This window comes from Streptomyces sp. NPDC049040 (assembly GCF_043197715.1).
Classification (GTDB): domain Bacteria; phylum Actinomycetota; class Actinomycetes; order Streptomycetales; family Streptomycetaceae; genus Actinacidiphila.
Map to the genome: position 1 here is coordinate 180,297 of NZ_JBICTO010000010.1, position 16,804 is coordinate 197,100.

Annotated in this window: 15 protein-coding genes; 8 read left to right on the forward strand and 7 right to left on the reverse strand. The window is 72.6% G+C overall.

Annotated elements, in window-relative coordinates:
- Positions 1-151: 151 nt before the first annotated feature.
- Both ACGFMP_RS24540 and ACGFMP_RS24545 read right to left on the reverse strand, forming a co-directional pair.
- Positions 152-1,384 (reverse strand): phosphatidylserine/phosphatidylglycerophosphate/cardiolipin synthase family protein, encoded by a 1,233-nt coding sequence (locus ACGFMP_RS24540; protein WP_393675125.1) that lies wholly within the window; start codon positions 1,382-1,384, stop codon positions 152-154.
- A 111-nt stretch (positions 1,385-1,495) separates the two neighbouring features.
- Positions 1,496-2,314, reverse strand: coding sequence for a DUF5984 family protein (locus ACGFMP_RS24545; protein ID WP_393675126.1), 819 nt, complete (start codon positions 2,312-2,314; stop codon positions 1,496-1,498).
- 282 nt (positions 2,315-2,596) lie between these two features.
- On the opposite strand from ACGFMP_RS24545, the gene ACGFMP_RS24550 reads away from it, so the two are divergent.
- The gene (locus ACGFMP_RS24550) at positions 2,597-3,805 is read left to right on the forward strand and encodes an IS110 family transposase (protein ID WP_393675127.1); all 1,209 of its coding nucleotides are present in this window, start codon (positions 2,597-2,599) and stop codon (positions 3,803-3,805) included.
- A gap of 57 nt (positions 3,806-3,862) precedes the next feature.
- Here ACGFMP_RS24550 and ACGFMP_RS24555 read toward each other — a convergent pair whose 3' ends face one another.
- The gene (locus tag ACGFMP_RS24555) at positions 3,863-4,894 is read right to left on the reverse strand and encodes a DUF4331 family protein (protein ID WP_393675128.1); all 1,032 of its coding nucleotides are present in this window, start codon (positions 4,892-4,894) and stop codon (positions 3,863-3,865) included.
- Positions 4,895-5,087: 193 nt separating this feature from the next.
- On the opposite strand from ACGFMP_RS24555, the gene ACGFMP_RS24560 reads away from it, so the two are divergent.
- The 4 genes from ACGFMP_RS24560 (at position 5,088) to ACGFMP_RS24575 (ending at position 9,774) form a co-directional block, all read left to right on the forward strand.
- A complete protein-coding gene (locus tag ACGFMP_RS24560; protein ID WP_393675129.1) occupies positions 5,088-5,621 on the forward strand; it encodes a GNAT family N-acetyltransferase in 534 nt (177 codons plus the stop codon).
- Between the two features lie 117 nt (positions 5,622-5,738).
- Positions 5,739-6,317, forward strand: a complete 579-nt coding sequence (locus ACGFMP_RS24565) for a dihydrofolate reductase family protein (RefSeq protein WP_393675130.1) — start codon at positions 5,739-5,741, stop codon at positions 6,315-6,317.
- Positions 6,318-6,523: 206 nt separating this feature from the next.
- On the forward strand, positions 6,524-8,335 hold the full coding sequence (locus ACGFMP_RS24570; protein ID WP_393675131.1) for an FG-GAP repeat domain-containing protein: 1,812 nt from the start codon (positions 6,524-6,526) through the stop codon (positions 8,333-8,335).
- A 194-nt stretch (positions 8,336-8,529) separates the two neighbouring features.
- Positions 8,530-9,774: an MFS transporter gene (locus tag ACGFMP_RS24575; protein WP_393675132.1), complete on the forward strand. Its 1,245-nt coding sequence runs from the start codon at positions 8,530-8,532 to the stop codon at positions 9,772-9,774.
- Positions 9,775-9,909: 135 nt separating this feature from the next.
- Here ACGFMP_RS24575 and ACGFMP_RS24580 read toward each other — a convergent pair whose 3' ends face one another.
- Positions 9,910-10,326 (reverse strand): hypothetical protein, encoded by a 417-nt coding sequence (locus tag ACGFMP_RS24580; RefSeq protein ID WP_393675133.1) that lies wholly within the window; start codon positions 10,324-10,326, stop codon positions 9,910-9,912.
- 446 nt (positions 10,327-10,772) lie between these two features.
- Between ACGFMP_RS24580 and ACGFMP_RS24585 the strand changes: the two genes are divergently transcribed.
- Together ACGFMP_RS24585 and ACGFMP_RS24590 are read left to right on the forward strand one after the other, a co-directional pair.
- Positions 10,773-11,018: a hypothetical protein gene (locus ACGFMP_RS24585; RefSeq protein WP_393675232.1), complete on the forward strand. Its 246-nt coding sequence runs from the start codon at positions 10,773-10,775 to the stop codon at positions 11,016-11,018.
- A 630-nt stretch (positions 11,019-11,648) separates the two neighbouring features.
- Positions 11,649-12,755 carry a glycoside hydrolase domain-containing protein gene (locus tag ACGFMP_RS24590; RefSeq protein WP_393675134.1) on the forward strand — a complete coding sequence of 369 codons (1,107 nt, stop codon included), beginning with the start codon at positions 11,649-11,651 and terminating at the stop codon, positions 12,753-12,755.
- Between the two features lie 436 nt (positions 12,756-13,191).
- Here ACGFMP_RS24590 and ACGFMP_RS24595 read toward each other — a convergent pair whose 3' ends face one another.
- From ACGFMP_RS24595 to ACGFMP_RS24605, 3 genes are all read right to left on the reverse strand, one after another.
- A complete protein-coding gene (locus tag ACGFMP_RS24595) occupies positions 13,192-14,610 on the reverse strand; it encodes an FAD-binding oxidoreductase (RefSeq protein WP_393675135.1) in 1,419 nt (472 codons plus the stop codon).
- An 87-nt stretch (positions 14,611-14,697) separates the two neighbouring features.
- Positions 14,698-15,366 carry a TMEM175 family protein gene (locus ACGFMP_RS24600; RefSeq protein ID WP_393675136.1) on the reverse strand — a complete coding sequence of 223 codons (669 nt, stop codon included), beginning with the start codon at positions 15,364-15,366 and terminating at the stop codon, positions 14,698-14,700.
- A 102-nt stretch (positions 15,367-15,468) separates the two neighbouring features.
- Positions 15,469-15,789, reverse strand: coding sequence for an antibiotic biosynthesis monooxygenase (locus ACGFMP_RS24605; protein WP_393675137.1), 321 nt, complete (start codon positions 15,787-15,789; stop codon positions 15,469-15,471).
- 298 nt (positions 15,790-16,087) lie between these two features.
- On the opposite strand from ACGFMP_RS24605, the gene ACGFMP_RS24610 reads away from it, so the two are divergent.
- Complete coding sequence (locus tag ACGFMP_RS24610) at positions 16,088-16,795, forward strand: S1 family peptidase (protein ID WP_393675138.1); 708 nt, start codon at positions 16,088-16,090, stop codon at positions 16,793-16,795.
- Positions 16,796-16,804: the final 9 nt, after the last annotated feature.

The window sequence follows — 16,804 nt, forward strand, 5'->3', positions numbered from 1 at the left end:
GATTCCCCCTGTCGGACGGCTTCATACGGCGGCATGGGCGCGGCCGTTCGGTGCCTCTCCGATCCGCTACCCCCTGCAGGCCCTTACAGGCCGACGGGACATCGCAGAGCCGCCCGGGCACCTCCGGCTGCCGGCCGCGGCCCGCGACGGCTCACAGGAAGCGGCGGATCGGCACCACCGCGGCCTCGCGGGCCCGCTGGAGCAGCATGCGGCGATCCCACCGGACCGGGTCGATGGCCTCGGAGCGCAGCATGTCCCGTTCGAAGTCGGCGTCGAGCAGCCCGGTGAACTCCTCGTCGAGCACCGCGAGCATGACCTCTTCGTCGTGGTCCATCGAGCGGCGGTTGAAGTTGGACGAGCCGATCAGGGCGGCCACCCCGTCCACCGTGGCGATCTTGGTGTGCAGCATCGTCGGCTGGTACTCCATGATCTCCACACCCGCGTCGAGCAGTTCGGAGTACAGGCGCTGTCCCGCGAGCCGGCAGACCCGCTGGTCGGTGTGCTTGCCGGGCAGCACGATCTGGACCTGCACACCGCGCCGGGCGGTGGCGCACAACAGGTCCGCGAAGTAGCGGTCGGGCGCGAAGTAGGCGGTGGAGAGGCGGAACCGGCGCTCCGCCGAGGTGATGACGACCCGGAGCAGGGTCTGCAGGTCCTGCCAGCCGATGCTCGCAGAACCGCGCACCACCTGCACGACCGCGCCGCCCGGCTGCTCGTGCTCGACGAAGCGGTCGTGGTCGTCGTACATGTCGCTGTGGCACTCCGCCCAGTTCTGCGCGAAAGCCGCGGCGATACCGTCCACCGCGGGCCCGCGCACCTCGACGTGGGTGTCGCGCCACTCCGAGGGATCACGCGCGTCCCCGCACCACTCCTCGGCTATGCCGACCCCGCCGGTGAAGGCCAGGGTCTCGTCGACGACCAGCGCCTTGCGGTGGCAGCGGTGGTTCTGCTTGAGGGGTGACAGCCACAGCGGTTTGCGGAACCACGCCACGTGCACCCCGGCGGAGTCCATCATCTCCAGCAGGTCGGGTTCGATCTGCTTGGCCCCGAACCCGTCGAGCAGAAGCCGCACCCGGACACCGTCCGCCGCCCGCTCGGCCAGCGCACCGGCGAAGTCCCTGGCGATCTGGCCCCGCCAGTACACGAAGGTCATCATGTCGACGGTGTGGCGGGCGCCGCGCACCGCCGCCAGCAGTGCAGGGAAGATCTCGTCGCCGTTGCGCAGCGGCCTCAGCGCGTTGCCCTCGGTCGCCGCGACACCGATGAGGCGCTCCAGACGCCGCCTCAGCCGCTGGGTCTGCGTGCCCGGGTCCGCGCCCCCGCCCTCCGCACCGGCATCCCGCCCTCCGCTGTCGCGCGGAACACGCAACTCCACAGCCGTCATTCGGACCTCCCGGAAATCGGCGACGGCCGGATGCCTTCCGGCCGACGGCATGTGCCCGTCTGCCCCGGCTTCCGCGGATGAGACCTGCCACTTTGTGGCCGGTCGCGGCCACTACCCGGGTGTGGGACCGCCGTCCGCCGCCGCATCCTGCGCGGGGGCCAGCATCATGCGCGCACCGGCTCGTACGACGCCCCAGTCGGTGTTGCGCTCGTGGTCCCGTGCGCGCTGCAGCCAGGTCGCCCTGTCCCGGTGCTCGCGGCGCAGCCGCTCCATGTCCACTTCCACGCCGGGCATCGGGCCGGCCGCCTCCAGCTCGCCGATACGCCGGTCCATCGCCGCCAGCAGCGCCCGGTCGAGCTCGGTCACCGCCGCGACGAACTCACCGGTGGGCATCGCCACCCGCCCGGCCTGCGGGCCTGCGAAGGAGATCACCCCTTCCGGGTCGGGCTGGTGCTGCCAGCTGAGGGTCACCGTGTCGTCCCCGCCGGCCACGGTGCGCCAGCACCGGATGTGCGGGGCGACCCGCAGGTAGTCGGTGTAGAGGAAGCCCGCGCTGTGCCAGGACAGCGCGGGCTCGGCCTCCGGCACCTCCAGCCAGGTCCAGTCGGGAGACGTCTCGGCCGCTATGTCCACCAGGTCCTGCGGCACCGGCTCCAGCGCCTCGGAGGTGAGCGCGACCACGTCCTCCCACAGGCGGGCGACGTAGTAGGCCACATACGGGTGCGGCCGGCCGCCGTCACGGTCACTGCCGAGCTCCCTGACGGTCCGCTCGGAGTAGCGCAGCACCTCGTGGCCGCCGAGGTCGACGCAGTACCACCCGTCGGTCAGCCCGAACCAGTGCAGACTGCGCTGCTCACGGCCCCACGGCTCGACCTGATCCAGCGGGGTCAGCCCGAAGCGGAAACGAATCGCGGGAACGGTGTCGATCACCGGACCAGTCTGCCCGATCCGCCCCGTTATGTTTCTCGCGGTCCTGCAAGAGGGCCGCTGGCCTCCGGGCCCGGCATGACTTTTGCCCCCTGTCGAACGGATGACCTGGGGGGTGGTGTCACCGGGCCCGAGGGGTGCCGTCGGAGACGCTGATGAGAGGTCCGGCCACCGCCCGACCGGGCGCAATGCCCGGCCATCTGCGGGCGGCAGGTCTGCATAACGTGGATGCGCCAGAACGGCCCCGATGCCCAGGCCAGCACGCGACGAGCATGTGGGGGCACGATGATCGACACAGGCGGCGTGGGTGTCTTCCTCGGACTGGACGTCGGCAAGAGCACCCACCACGGCCACGGGCTCACCCCGGCCGGGAAGAAGGTCCTCGACAAGCAGCTGCCGAACAGCGAGCCCAAACTGCGGGCCGTCTTCGAGAAACTGGCCGCGAAGTTCGGCACCGTCCTGGTGGTCGTGGACCAGCCCGCCTCGATCGGCGCCCTCCCCCTCGCGGTGGCCCGTGACGCGGGATGCCAGGTCGCCTACCTGCCGGGCCTTGCCATGCGGCGGATCGCTGACCTCTACCCGGGCGAGGCGAAAACCGATGCCAAGGACGCCGCGGTGATCGCGGACGCCGCCCGCACCATGCCCCACACCCTGCGCTCGCTCGAGCTGACCGACGAGATCACCGCCGAGCTCACCGTCCTCGTCGGCTTCGACCAGGACCTCGCGGCGGAGTCCACCCGCACCTCCAACCGGATACGCGGCCTGCTCACCCAGTTCCACCCCAGCCTGGAACGCGTCCTGGGCCCCCGTCTGGACCACCAGGCCGTCACCTGGCTGCTGGAACGCCACGGATCCCCGGCCGCCCTGCGCAAAGCCGGCCGCCGCAAACTCATCGAGCTCATCCGCCCCAAGGCCCCCCGCATGGCCACGCGGCTCATCGACGAAGTCTTCGACGCGCTCGACGAACAGAGCGTCGTCGTCCCGGGCACCGGCACCCTCGACATCGTCGTCCCGTCCCTGGCCCGCTCCCTCGCGGCCATCCATGAGCAACGCCGGGCCCTGGAAGCCCAGATCAGCGAACTGCTGGAGGCCCACCCTCTTTCCCAGGTCCTGACGTCGCTGCCCGGTGTCGGCGTCAGGACCGCCGCAGTCCTCCTGGTGACCATCGGCGACGGCACCTCCTTCCCGAGTGCCGCCCACCTGGCCTCCTACGCCGGCCTGGCGCCGGCAACCAGGTCGTCGGGGACCTCGATCCACGGCGAGCACGCCCCCAGAAGCGGGAACCGGCAACTCAAACGCGCCATGTTCCTGTCCGCGTTCGCGGCCCTGCACGACCCCGCCTCGCGCACCTACTACGACAAATGCCGGGCCCGCGGCAAAACCCACACCCAGGCCCTCCTCCGCCTCGCACGCCACCGCATCAGCGTCATCTTCGCCATGCTCCGCGACGGCACCTTCTACCAATCGCGCCACCCCGAGGCAGCCACCACATGACCACCCCCGACTTGACGAAGGACATAGAGGCACCCCGCCTCCCGGCGGCGCCCGCCGTCAGCCGGCCGGGGCCAGGTAAGGGAAGAACGGGGTCGAGGGGGCGTCCACGGACTCCTTGCCCAGACCCACGCTCAGCGCGCTGTCCGTGGCGAGGGAGAACATCACCTCGCCTGCGTTGTCGGTCAGTGCCCTGCCGTTGAACTTCGCAAAGCCGAAGACCGCGGGAGTCCCCACGGAGTAGGGCAGGACGTCCGGGAGGATGCGGTCGGCGATCTGCCGGCCGTAGTCGTGCGGGTCGGACGTGGTGCCGCGGGCACCGACGACGGCCGCGACCCGGTCGGCGATCTCCTGGCCGAAAGTGTCGACGTCGTCGGCGGGCTCGGTCTGGTTCAGCTTCTCCGCGAGTGCGTCGTCGAACTGCGCGAAGATCGGCGAGACCATCGGCAGCCCGCACCTGTTGATGCGGTGCCATCCGCCGGCGTCGGTGGCCAGCGAGGTCACCCCCCAGACATTGATCTCCTTGCCGCCGGTGAAGGGCAGCAGACCGGAGTCCGGCACCTCCAGGACGATCGAGCGCACCTTCTGGCCCGCGAACAGGCTCGTCACCGGGGACGAGTCCGGCTCGGGCACCTCGACGTCGGTGCCGTGCTGGAACGCCTGGCCGACGGCCTCCACCACGGCCGGATTCATCCAGAACGGATCGCCCGCCCGCCCGGCCCACACCCGCAGGCCCCCGTCGGTGCTCAGCGTCCGCCCCGTCTCGCCGGCGAGCAGCACGGTGCCGTCCACCGTCTCGTCGACCGCCTGCTCGCCCACCAGCCTGCGCAACTCCAGCGCCTGCGTCCCGTCCTGGTCAGCCGCTCCGAAGGTGAAGCGGTAGGCCAGGTTCTCGACGGCGTCGCCCGTACTGTCGATCTTGAATTCATAACGGGCTTCCGGATGGAATCCCTTGGGCGCGTCCGGGCCCGCGGAATCGGAGCACACGTTCATCACGAGAACCGTGCCGCGGTCGCCGCGGAAGACGTAGACATCGGAGATGTTCAGCCGGGCGTCGGCCCGAGCGGCGGGAGAATCGAGATGATGGGACATGACAGCGGCTCCAATCGCCCTGCGGCATCGACACGCAGGCGTGGCTGATCGGCGACAAGGCCCCCGAACCAGGATAATCGCGCCGTTCCGCGGACGCGCGATGAGGCGAAGCGCCTGCACCGGGCCGCGGTGACCCCGGCCGGAGACCGTCAATCGGGGTGACCCGGGCGAACCGGCTGGCTAGAGTCGGGCGATGCCCGAGCTGAAGCGGTTGCACGCCGACCACGCCCCTGCGGTCCTGGCCTTCGAACGGGCGAACCGCGCCTACTTCGCCGCCGCGGTCGGAGACCGCGGCGACGACTTCTTCGCCCGTTTCGCCGACCGCTTCCACGACCGGCTGGCCGAGCAGGAGACCGGCCTGTGCGCCTTCCACGTGCTCCTCGCCGACGACGGGTCGGTCATCGGCAGGTTCAACCTGGTCGACATGCTGGACCGCACCGCGGTACTCGGCTACCGGGTCGCCGAGCACGCCGCCGGCCGCGGCGTGGCGACCGCCGCCGTCAGGGAGCTCTGCCGGCTGGCTCCGGTCAGATACGGGCTGCGGACCCTGCGGGCGGCCGCGGCCGAGAGGAACGAAGCATCGCGGAAGGTGCTGGCCAAGGCCGGATTCGTCCCCGTCGGCCCGGCCGACCCCGCTCACATCGGCGGTGAGCCGGGCACCTGGTACCAGCGCGACCTGCCGCACCGGCCGTACGCCGCGACCCCGCCGGAGGACCGGCCGCGCTGACGGTCCCCGCCCGATGCCGTGCGGCCGCTGCCGCCACGCCCGCGCCGAGCGATGAGTTTCGGCGCGCGCGCCGGTCCTCACCACAGGAAGCGATCATCCGGACGTGAGGAGCACATCATGACCGCCACCTACACCTTCGACGTCTTCTCCAGCCTCGACGGCTTCGGCGCCGCCAGTGGCGGGTGGAGCGGTTACTGGGGCAAGCAGGGACCCGAACTCCTCGACCACCGCCTCGCGCAGTACGACGAGGAGCAGCGGATGGTCCTCGGGGCCAACACCTATCGGGCCTTCGCGCAGATGCTGGCGGCGAGCACCGCGGAGTCCGATGTACGTGACCCCTGGGTCACCCGGATGAGGAGCCTGCCGGCAACGGTGGTGTCGACCACGCTCGAGGGTCCGCTCGACTGGCCGGACGCGCAGATCGCGGCCGGGGACGCCGTCGACGTCGTCGGCCGGCTCAAGGCGGAGTCCGCGGTGCCGTTGCGCTCGCACGGCAGCCTGTCGATGAATCGGGCGCTGATGGCCGCCGGCCTGGTCGACCGCGTCCAGGTGACGCTCTTCCCCGTGATCACGGGGCAGAGCGGGCTCGAGCCGATCTTCGGGGGCGCGGCCGACTTCGACCTGGAGCTGATCGAGAGCCGGACGCTCGACGGCCGTATCCAGGAGCTCGTCTACCGGCCCGCCCTGCACGGCTGAGCCGGCCGCGGGACGGCGGGAGCAGCGGCCAGGCCGCGGGCATCGGAGGGGGCGCTTCCGCGCGCCCGCCGTCGCTCAACCGGGTTGCGTCCAGGGCCGCTTGAGCCGCCCGGACGGTTTCTCGTGCAACCAATTCACCCGTCCGGCGGTCGGACTGGGCGGGGCGCATGGCGGCGTCCCGTCCCGTCAGCCCAGGAGGACCTTCCTTGCTCTCCCTACACACCGGCCGGCGCCGCCTCGGCGCTGCCATCGCGACCGTCCTCGCTGTCACGCTCGGATCAGCCGCGCTGATCGCCACCCCGGCGGGGGCCGCGGGGGCCGCCGCGACGGTGGCGCCGAGCGGTCTTCTCCCGATGGTGCCCGGCGCCACGCTGGCGTCCGTCGGCTCGCAGGGCTTCATGACGGACGTCGAGCACCACGACCCCGACATGCGCAAGCTCCGCTATGTCCCCTACGGGGGAGGGGCGCCGCACGACATGCTCTACTACAGGTACGAAGGGGCCCCGCAGCTGGCCGGGGACCTGATCGTCACCTCGCCCGACGGTTTCGGGGCCCACGCGACGGACGTGTCCACCGGTGACGGGTTCTTCACGCAGGAGGTCGACGACGGCAGGGACGGCCTCTACGGAGGCGTCGCCGGTCACGCCCTCTTCCTCCGCGGCGCGACGAAGCTGTGGCTGGAGACCGCGGACGCCGCACCCCGTGCGCTGCAGGGCATACCGGAGAAGGCGCCCTACGGGCAGGTGGTGCCGGGCGACGCCGGCCACGGCCTGCTCAGCGTCGGCACCGCGGACGGCGGCCACCTCATCGGCCTCGTCGACCTGTCCGACGCCACCGTCAGCTACCCCTACCCCGCGCAGGCGCGCGACACCGTGGTCTCCGGCAATCATGTGGCCTGGGTGGAGGACGACACCGCCGCGCACACGCTCCGCGTGGTCGTACGCGACCGCACCACCGGCGCCGACACGACCGTCCAGGTGCCGGGTTCCACGGCCGGCGCGGACCTGGCGATCGGCCTGCTCGGCGACTGGGTCACCTACGGGACGACGGCCGTGCACATCACGACCGGCGAGCGGGTCACGCTCCTCGCCGGTGCGGACACGGCCTCGACCACCCCCGACGGCTCGGCGCGGATCATCCAGGGCAGCAGCTCCACCCAGGGCGACGGCATCTTCCGCGTCACCATCGGCACCGACGGCCGGCCCGCCGTACAGCTCCTCGCGCACGCCGGAACCCCCACCTCCGCCCTGCACGACTTCGACAACGACGGCCTCGCCGACCTGCTGGGCCGTGACGCGGCGGGCGTGCTGTGGCGGGACAGCGCGGGGGACGGGCTCCCGCGGGCGCGGATCGGCGGCGGCTGGCAGATCTACGACAAGATCGAGCCCGTCGGCGATGTCGTGGGCGACCACAGCCCCGACTTCCTCCCCGAACTGGTCGCCCGCGACAAGGACGGGGTCCTGTGGCTGTACTCGGGCCAGGAGGACGGCACCCTGACCCCTCGCGTACGGATCGGCGGCGGCTGGCAGGGCTACACGCACCTCACCGGCGGCAGCGACTTCACCGGCGACGGCCGCCCCGACCTCACCGCCGTGGACGCGGCCGGCAACCTCTGGCTCTACGCCGCCACCGGCGACCCGTCCCGCCCCTTCGAGAACCGCAGGAGCATCGGCACCGGCTGGGACATCTACAACGAGGTCACCGAAGTCGGGAACCTCGCCGGTGCCCCCGCGGGCGACCTCGTCGCACGCGACAAGGACGGCGTGCTGTGGCTCTACCTCAGCAAGGGCGACGGCACCTTCACGCAGCGCACGAAGATCGGCGGCGGCTGGCAGGGCTACTCCCACCTCGTCGCCGGCGGCGACGTCGACCACGACGGCATCGCCGACCTCTTCGCCTACCACCCCGGCACGAACACCGTCTACCTCTACTCCGGGACCGGCGACCGCACCCGCCCCTTCGACACCCGCGTGGTCTCGGACGCCCAGACCGGAAACGCCTACGACCGCCTGAGCTGAACCCGCTTCCCACCCGCGCCGCCCCCACGCGGCAGCCCACCTCCCCCACGGGGGTGGGCTCGGGCCGTCATGGGAGCCGCCGCGGCGCCACGGGCGCAAGGTGGGGCAGGAGGTCGCAGGGGCCGGTAGTGGGCCATGGAAACGGCCCTCGATTGGGCCTGATCACGAACTCACGGCGCCTGTACCGTCAGGCCATGACGACCCGCCCGCGGCGACTCCTCGCCCTCGCCCAGCTTGCCAACTCGGTCGGCGACGGAGCCTATTACACGACGTCGGCACTGTACTTCACGCGGGTGGCCGGACTCGCGCCCGTGCGGGTGGGGCTCGGGCTGACCCTGGCCTGGGCGGTCGGGTCGCTGGTCGGGGTGCCGCTCGGGCGGCTCGCCGACCGGCGCGGGCCGCGCGGTACCTCGGTGCTGCTCGCGCTGGCGACTTCGGCGGCCGTGGGCTCGTTCCTCCTGGTGCAGGGCTTCGTGGTGTTCGTCCTCACGGCCTGCCTTTACGCCTCCGCCCAGTCGGGTCTCGCGGCCGCCCGGCAGGCCCTGCTGGCCGGGCTGGTGCCGGCGGGGGAGCGGACGGGGCTGCTGGCACGGTTGCAGTCGACGCTGAACGGCGGCCTCGCGGTGGGCGCCGCACTCGGCGGGCTCGCGCTGAGCGCCGGGACGGCGGCCGCGTACCGGGGCGTGCTCGCCCTTGACGCGGTGTGCTTCCTGGCCTGCGCGCTGCTCCTGGTGCGGCTGCCCCAGGTGGCGGCCACCGCGGTCGAACCGGCGGCGGGCGCGGCGAAGGGCCCGCACCTGGGCGTCCTGCGGGACCGGCCTTACGCCCTGGTCGCCGTGCTCAACGCCGTCCTGCTGCTGCGGCTGCCGCTGCTCAGCCTCGCGCTGCCGCTGTGGATCACCGAGCGCACCGGTGCGCCGGCCTGGCTGGCCTCAGGGCTGTTCGTGCTCAACACCCTCGCGGTGATGCTGTTCCAGGTGCGGGTGGCGCGGGCCGTCACAGGACTCGACACCGCCCTGCGGGTGCTGCGCGGGTCGGGGCTGGTGATGTTCGCCTCCTGTGCGGTGTTCGCCGTGTCCGCGGGGCGTTCCCCCGCTTCGGCGGCGGCGATCCTGGTGGCGGGCGCGGTGCTGCAGGTGGTCGCGGAGATGCAGCAGTCGGCGGGTTCCTGGCAGTTGTCCTTCGACCTGGCACCCGCCGACCGGATGGGGGAGTACCAGGGCTTCTTCGGGACCGGCGTGACCGCGGCCCGCACACTGGGCCCGCTGGTGCTGACCACCCTGCTGCTGGGCTGGGGCACGCCGGGCTGGCTGCTGCTGGGCGCGCTGATGCCGCTGGCGGCGTACGCGATCGGCCCGGCCGCACGCCGGGCGGACCGGCGCCGTGCGGCCGAACGTGACGACGTCCAGGGCGCGGAGCAGCCGGAGCTGGTGGCCTGACGGACCGTCGGGCCGGTGCGCCCCCCGGCCGGGGGCGCCGGGGGCGACCGTACCGGCGGCGGTGTCCCGCCGGCCGGCACGGTCGCTGCCCATCGCCTGCGGCTGGTGGGTCGGGGTGGGCCGTGCCTGTCGATGTCATGCGGCGTCGAGGGCTTGGGTGATCTTGCGGGCCATCTCGGTCATGGTGGGGGTGGGTTCGCCTTTGTGGGTGCGGGCGGCGGTGTCGATGGCGATGAGGACGGTGGTGCGGAAGTTGCCGGCTTCGGTGGGGTCGTGCTTGGTGAGCAGGGTCATGGTGGCGGTGAGGGCGGGCAGTACGCGGTCGGCGAGTTCGGCGGTGGACTTGCCGCCGAGGTCGCCGATCTTGGACTTCTCGGCGAGGACGTGTCCGATGGGGCCGGTCGCGGAGGCCAGGGCGATGGAGCCCTGGGTGGCGGACTTGTGGGGTGAGCCGGTCGCGTCGGCCGCGGCCATGAGGGAGACGGCGCCGTAGGCGGCGGTGCGCAGGGTGAGCTTTTCCTGGTCGGTCAGGGCGAGGGGGAGGGTGGACATGGCGGGTGCTCCTTCGGGTCTGCCGCGCTCCCCCGGGGTGGGGGCTCGCGGCGCGCTGCCTGATGACCGAAGACTGCGCGCGGCTGCTTTCACCGCGGCCACAGCACGGTTTCAGGCACCCGGCCAGGTCCGAAACCGACAGCACACGACCCCCTCGCCCCCCGCAGGACCCGCCGTGCGACCAGGCTGTGGAACCGCCTGTGCCACCGTCCTGACCAGCGCATCCGGACTCCGGCGGGACCTGCGGCCATCCCTTCCCCGCACCGGCATGAGCGCCCGAAGTACGCTGCGGCAGCGCACGCGACCGGCCTGCTCCTTCCATGGGCGCCGCAGTGGTACGGCTCGGTCGTCGAGTCCGGTTTGCATGTATTCGTACCGGTTATCCGAGGAATGTGGCGTCAGCCGGAATCCTGCGGCGCCCCGGAGCGAAGGAGACTGCCGTGACCATGCTCAGCAAACACCGCTCTGGCACCGAGCCCGTACAGGCCAAATCGCCCCGTGACCTGCGCCTTCTCCTGGTCACGATCGCCGCGCCCGTCTGCCTGATCGCGGCCGGCCTGCTGGCCTGGTGGGCAGCGGACTCCGGCCCGGACGGCAGGGCGGCGCTTTCCATACTCGCCGGAGTCTGCGCGCTGCTCTTCGTCATCGCGGTGGTCGATGCCGCCATTCTGCTGCGCCGTGCACGCCGTTGACCTGCGACATCCGATCCAGGCCCGATACTCCGCAACCAGGCGACTGGGAACGGATCGAACGGGCACGCGAAATGGTATGACTGCTCGCAAGAAACGCAGCGTCCCCTACGCCCACGTCACTCCGGACCTTCCGCCCGCGGTCGAGGTTCCCGACCTCCCGCTCAAACCCGCCCCCACCGACCGCCCCGCCCCCCGCCCGAGCCGCGGCGGCGACGCCCGCTCCCGTCGGCCCGGCGACGGCGCTTCCTGACCCCAGGCCGTTCACGGCCCCGCGGGCCCACCTCCGCACCTGCCGCTCGCACCCGCCGCTGCCCCGGTGAAGACCGGCCACACGGCCCGGGCGGACGGCTGGGCGGAGCCGGACACATCACAGCCCGAGCGGCGAGCCGCCCGGGCTGTTCCACTGTCCGCGCCGTGGCACGGTCCGTGCCGTGGGACGGTCGTGCGCGCTGTCCGCGCCGCGCCGAGGCCGATCGCGGGGGCGCGGTCAGCCGCGCGGAAGTGTGCTGCCATCATGTGATCATCGGGGACCCGGACGGTCGGAGGGGGCCGTTCCCGGAGGGGGCGAGCACGGCGTGTCCGTGCCCTCTTCCGGCGTCCGCCGCACCTTCCAGCATCCGAGGGACTCACATGTCGAAGCGACGCCTGCCCAAGCCCAGATGGCAGCGTTACGCGGGGATCGCCGCAGCCGTCGTGGTGATCGGGGGCGGCGCCGCCTTCGCGGCGGCGGCCGCCGGCGGTGGGGGGAAGAACGACGGCACGACGGCACGGACGGACGCCGCGGGCGTCGCCGGGGCGCTCCAGAGCGGGGCATCGCCCTCCGCGCAGGCGTCGGGCAGCGCGAAGCCCGGTGCCTCCGCGAGTTCCTCCGCCCGCGTGTCCGCGTCGGCTTCCGGTACCGCCACGGCCTCCGCGGGCGCGTCGCCCTCCGAGTCCGGCAAGGGGGGAGGAAGCGCCAAGGCCACGACCTCCTCCGACGGTTCGGCGAAGCCCGCGACCGTGGCGGGGCCGCCGCACTCGGCGTCGGTGAAGGTCTTCACCGGTCTCGCCTTCGACACCTGTACCGCGCCGAGCGCGAGCAAGATGAGCGCCTGGAAGGCGAGCAGCCCGTACAGCGGCGCCGCCGTCTACATCGGGGGCCGGAACCGGGGCTGCTCGCAGCCGAGCCTCACCTCCTCCTGGGTGGGCACCACCACCGCCGCCGGCTGGAAGCTCATACCGATATACGTCGGCGCCCAGCCGCCGTGCCAGTCCGGCAGCAGCAGCGAGCGCATCGGCGCCTCCGACGCGGCGTCGCTCGGCGCGTCCGACGGCGCCGACGCCGTCGGACGCGCGAAGGCCCTCGGCATGGGCGGCGGCAGCGCGGTCTACCTCGACATGGAGGCGTTCGACGCGAGCGACACCGCGTGTGTCGACTCCGTGCTCACCTACGTCCAGGCGTGGGACAAGGCGCTGCACGCCCGCGGCTACTGGGCCGGCTTCTACGGCTTCAGCTCGTCGAGCGCCGCGGTGGTGGCCAAGGCCGACCCGACGGTCCCCGACATGCCGGACGCCCTGTGGTACGCCCGCTACGACGGCAACAACAGCACCGTCACCGGTTTCCCCTTCTCCTCGGGCCTGTGGACCGGGCACCGCCGCGGCCACCAGTACCAGGTGAACTCCAAGGAGACCTACGGCGGCGCGTCGATCACCGTGGACCGCGACGCCTGGGACGGCCCTGTCGCCGTCGTCGGCTGACGACGGCCCGCGGCCGGCCCGGCGGCCGATCCCCTTCGGTCGCGTACCGCACCAGCGCTTCGCCACTCGCGCCACGGCCGGGCGGCGGCGACGGCCAGGACCGCCGTCCGCGGGCACCACGTGCCGCCGACGGGGGCATCAGCTCCGCCGCCACCCCTACCGCCAGCCTGCCGTCCGCACCCGGTGGGCTGTGATCGACACAGGCGTGCAGGCGCCGCGTCCCGGCTCGCGGGCTTTTCTGACGCCGGCGCGGCAAGGCTGAGGGCGAGCATCCAGGTGCTCGCCCTCAGCGCTGCCCGCCGTCCGGTCCGCGGCGGGGGCCTGCTCGCGGGGGAGGACCCCGCAGTCCGGTGGCGTCCACGGGCGGCATGCCGGCCGGCGGCCGGTGCGCCGTGCCCCCTCCGTGGTCCCGCGGACGACGCCCCCGGACGGACCGTCACGTGCCGCCGTTCGGCGGGATGTTGTGGTTGAGGCGGAAGACGTTCGCCGGGTCGTACGTCGACTTCACCGTGCGCAGCCGGGCGTACGCCTCGGGGGTGTAGCCCTCCTCCACCTCCTCCGCTGTGGTGTCGGAGGAGAAGTTGAGGTAGGCGCGCCCGGTGGCCCACGGCTGGAGGCGTGCCAGTACACGCTCCGCGTAGGCGTGTTGCGGGTCGCCCTCGGAGGCCGGCCCCATCGACATGATCCAGACGGCGAAGTCCGCGTCCCGGCTGCCCACGGCGTTCGGCATGCCCATCTGCCGGCCGAGAGCGCCACCGAGGTGGCGCAGCTCGATGAATTCCACCGCGTCTTCCGCCCCCGGCCCGGCGACGTCGACGATCGAGTCGATGCCCTCCGACGTGAGCCCGGCCAGCATCTCCGTCCACTCCCTGAAGTAGATCGGGTCCGTGGGGTCCAGGTGGATGGACGCGAAGTCGGCGATCGACATGTCGCCGAGCGTGTCGAGCACCACGGGAGCGGCCTGCCGCAGCGGCGCGACCAGGCGGTCGCCCTCCGCGGCGGATCCCAGGTGGGCGATCCGCAGATGGACCATGAACCTGCCGCGCAGCACCTCCGGGACGGAAGGGACATCCGGCAGCCGCATGAGCGCGACCGAGGAGGTGAGCGCGTCCGGCACATCCGCCGTGAAACGGTGGTACGCGTGCATCACGGCGGCCGTGTCCTCGCCGGAGAAGAACAGCCCGCCCCCGTACAGCCGCACCACGTCGTGGAGTTCCACCTCCAGCGCGGTCACCACGCCCATGTTGCTCCGGCTGCCGCGCAGGGCCCAGAAAAGGTCGGGCTCCTGTTCCGCGGTGGTGCGCCGCAGCCGCCCGTCCGCGGTGACCACCTCGATGGCGCGCACGTAGTCGGCGGCCCATCCGAAGGGCCTGCCGAAGGTGGGACTGAGACCGCCGCCCAGGGTGAATCCGACCACGCCGACCGAGGGCGAGGACCCGACGATGGGGGCGAGGCCGAGCGGCACCGCTCCGTCCATGACCTGCCCGGCGCGGGCCCCGGCCTGGACGACCGCCGTACGGCTCCGCGGATCCACGGTGACGGCCGACATCCGCCGGGTGGTGATCAGCACCGCCCCGTCGGCCGGCACGATGGCCTGGTGCCCCGTGGAGAGCACGCCCACAGCGAGGCCGTGAGCGGTCGCGAAACGGACCGCCGCCTGGACGTCGCCCGCCTCGGCCGCGCCCACCACGACGGCCGGGTGGTGCGTGACCGCGAGGTTGAAGGTGGCGCTCTCGGCTGCGTAACCGGCGTCCCCGGGCCGGAAGACCTCTCCCGCGACACCCGCCGCGAGCTCGGCGACGGCGTCGGCGGGGACGTGCGGATCCGGATCCTCACCGGAAGCGGGAAAAGCCAACTGGATCACCTCTGGACCCCGGGCCGCGGCCCGGTACAGGCGGTGCGTCCCCCCAGTCCATGAAACAACAGGTGCGACCGCGGCGCATCATCGGCCGCCGGGGGCCTGCCGGCGGCGCGGCACCCCCTCGATGGACAGGAAGTAGAAGGGCGGCAGCACGATGAATCCGGCCAGCGCGACCAGCGGTGTGACGAGGTAGCCCAGGACGCCGGCGACGGCGTAGATCAGGACGCCGTAGTAGGAGCGGATGACTCCCAGCCGTGTGTAGTCCGGCTCGATCGCGTCGTCCACCAGTTCGGGGTGGCGGCCCAGATACTGGAAGAGCGCCGCCCAGCTCAGGCACATCGCCATGGCGATGCCCGCGTAGAGCGCGACGGCGACGCGGGCGTCCGTGCCCGAGACGTCGGTCCTGAGCGCGTCGGCGACCACGCCGGTGGGGAAGGGGATCGCCGCGGTGGTGAACAGCAGGAGCAGGTTCGCCGCCTGGAGTCCGCGGTCCATGCTGCGGACCCGCGCGAAGGTCTGGTGGTGGTTGAGCCAGATCACCCCGACGTAGCCGAAGGACGCCACGTAGCCGACGTACGCGGGCCACTGGCGCGCGAGCGCGTGCCCGAGCGTGTCGGGCCGGTGCGGCGGGGTGGCCAGACCGAGCACCAGGATGGTGACGGCGATCGCGAAGACCCCGTCGCTGAAGGCTTCCGCGCGGGAGGTGTCCGACCGGGTGAACCGCGGTGCGGGGAGGCGCGGGTGCGACACGGGGGGCTCCTCACGGGGGAGTGGACGGACCTGCGGACCATCGGCTTGCGGACGTCGTCGCGCTAGGCGGCCGGTCCCTGGCGGCCGTGCCGCACGGGTCCCTCAGGCCTCCCCGATCCCGGGCTCGACTCCCTCCTCGGCGCTGAGCAGTTCGGCGATCGCGGCGAAGAAGGCGCTGATCCCCGGCCGGTTGGCGCCCTTGGCCCGGGAGGCGGCGAAGTCCTCGGAGGTCCGCCAGGTCACGATGTCGAGCCACTGGTCGTCATCGAGCCGGACCAGGCGTGCGTCGAGGAAGCCCGTGCGGTCGGCGCGGAAGTCGGCGAGCATGGCGGGCCGGGCCCGCAGCAGGTCCCCCACCCGGCTGGGCTCCACGCGGAAGCGGGTGAGCTCGACGGTGGGCGCGAAATCCTCTGATTCGGTCACGAAGGAAGACGATATAGGACGGGACGTGTCCCGCCCCGGCTGCAACAGGCCGGTGCGCCGGATCCTCCGCAGGGCGTCCGCGGTCGGCGGGGAGCGGAGCTGTCGCGGTGTCAGGGGGTGTCACCCGGGTGCGGCCCGGCCTGCCTTGATTGTGCCCTTGTGCCTGTCCTGGCCCGTTCGCATACTGGCCCCACAGTGTCAGGGTCATGCCGTGAATGGGGCGCCGCCGTGGCGCCCGTGCCCGGCGCACTCGGCCACGCCGCCAGGGCGACGAGGCCCGTCAACCCAGGAGGCTCCGTTGAGCATCGGACACCGCTCCACCGCCCGCCGCCCCGGCCTGTCGCGGATCGCGCCGCTCGCCGTCCTCGCGGCCTTCGCCATGGCCTTCGCCGCCCCGCCCGCCGTCGCGGGAAGCGCGGCCGCCGCGGCCGGCACGACCGGCACGGCGCGCCCCCAGGTCTCGGCCGGCGACATGATCTACGCCGACAACGGCACCGCCTGCCGGACCCAGGCCAACGCCCGCAACGCGAGCACGTACTACATCATCATGCCCGGCCACTGCACCCAGGGGACCTCGGCCTGGTACACCACCGCCTCCCTGACCACGTACATCGGCCCCACGGTGGCCACGTCCTTCCCCGGGAACGACTACGGGCTGGTCCGCTATGACAACCCGTCGGTGCCGCACCCGGGAAACGGCTTCACCTCCGCGGGCAACGCGTACGTCGGCGAGCGGGTCTGCCGCAAGAGCGCCGTCAGCGGCCTCCACTGCGGCAACGTCACCGCGCTCAACGCCACCGTCAACTACGGCGGCGGCCAAGTCGTCAGCGGGCTGGTCGCCACCACCGTCTGCACCGATCCGGGCGACACCGGGGGCCTGCTGTCCGCCGGGTCCACAGCCATCGGCCTGTTCGTCGGCGGATCGGGCAACTGCTCGTCCGGCGGCACCGCCTACTACCAGCCCATCACCGAGGTCCTGGCCGCGTACGGGCTGTCGCTGTACTGAACCTGCGCT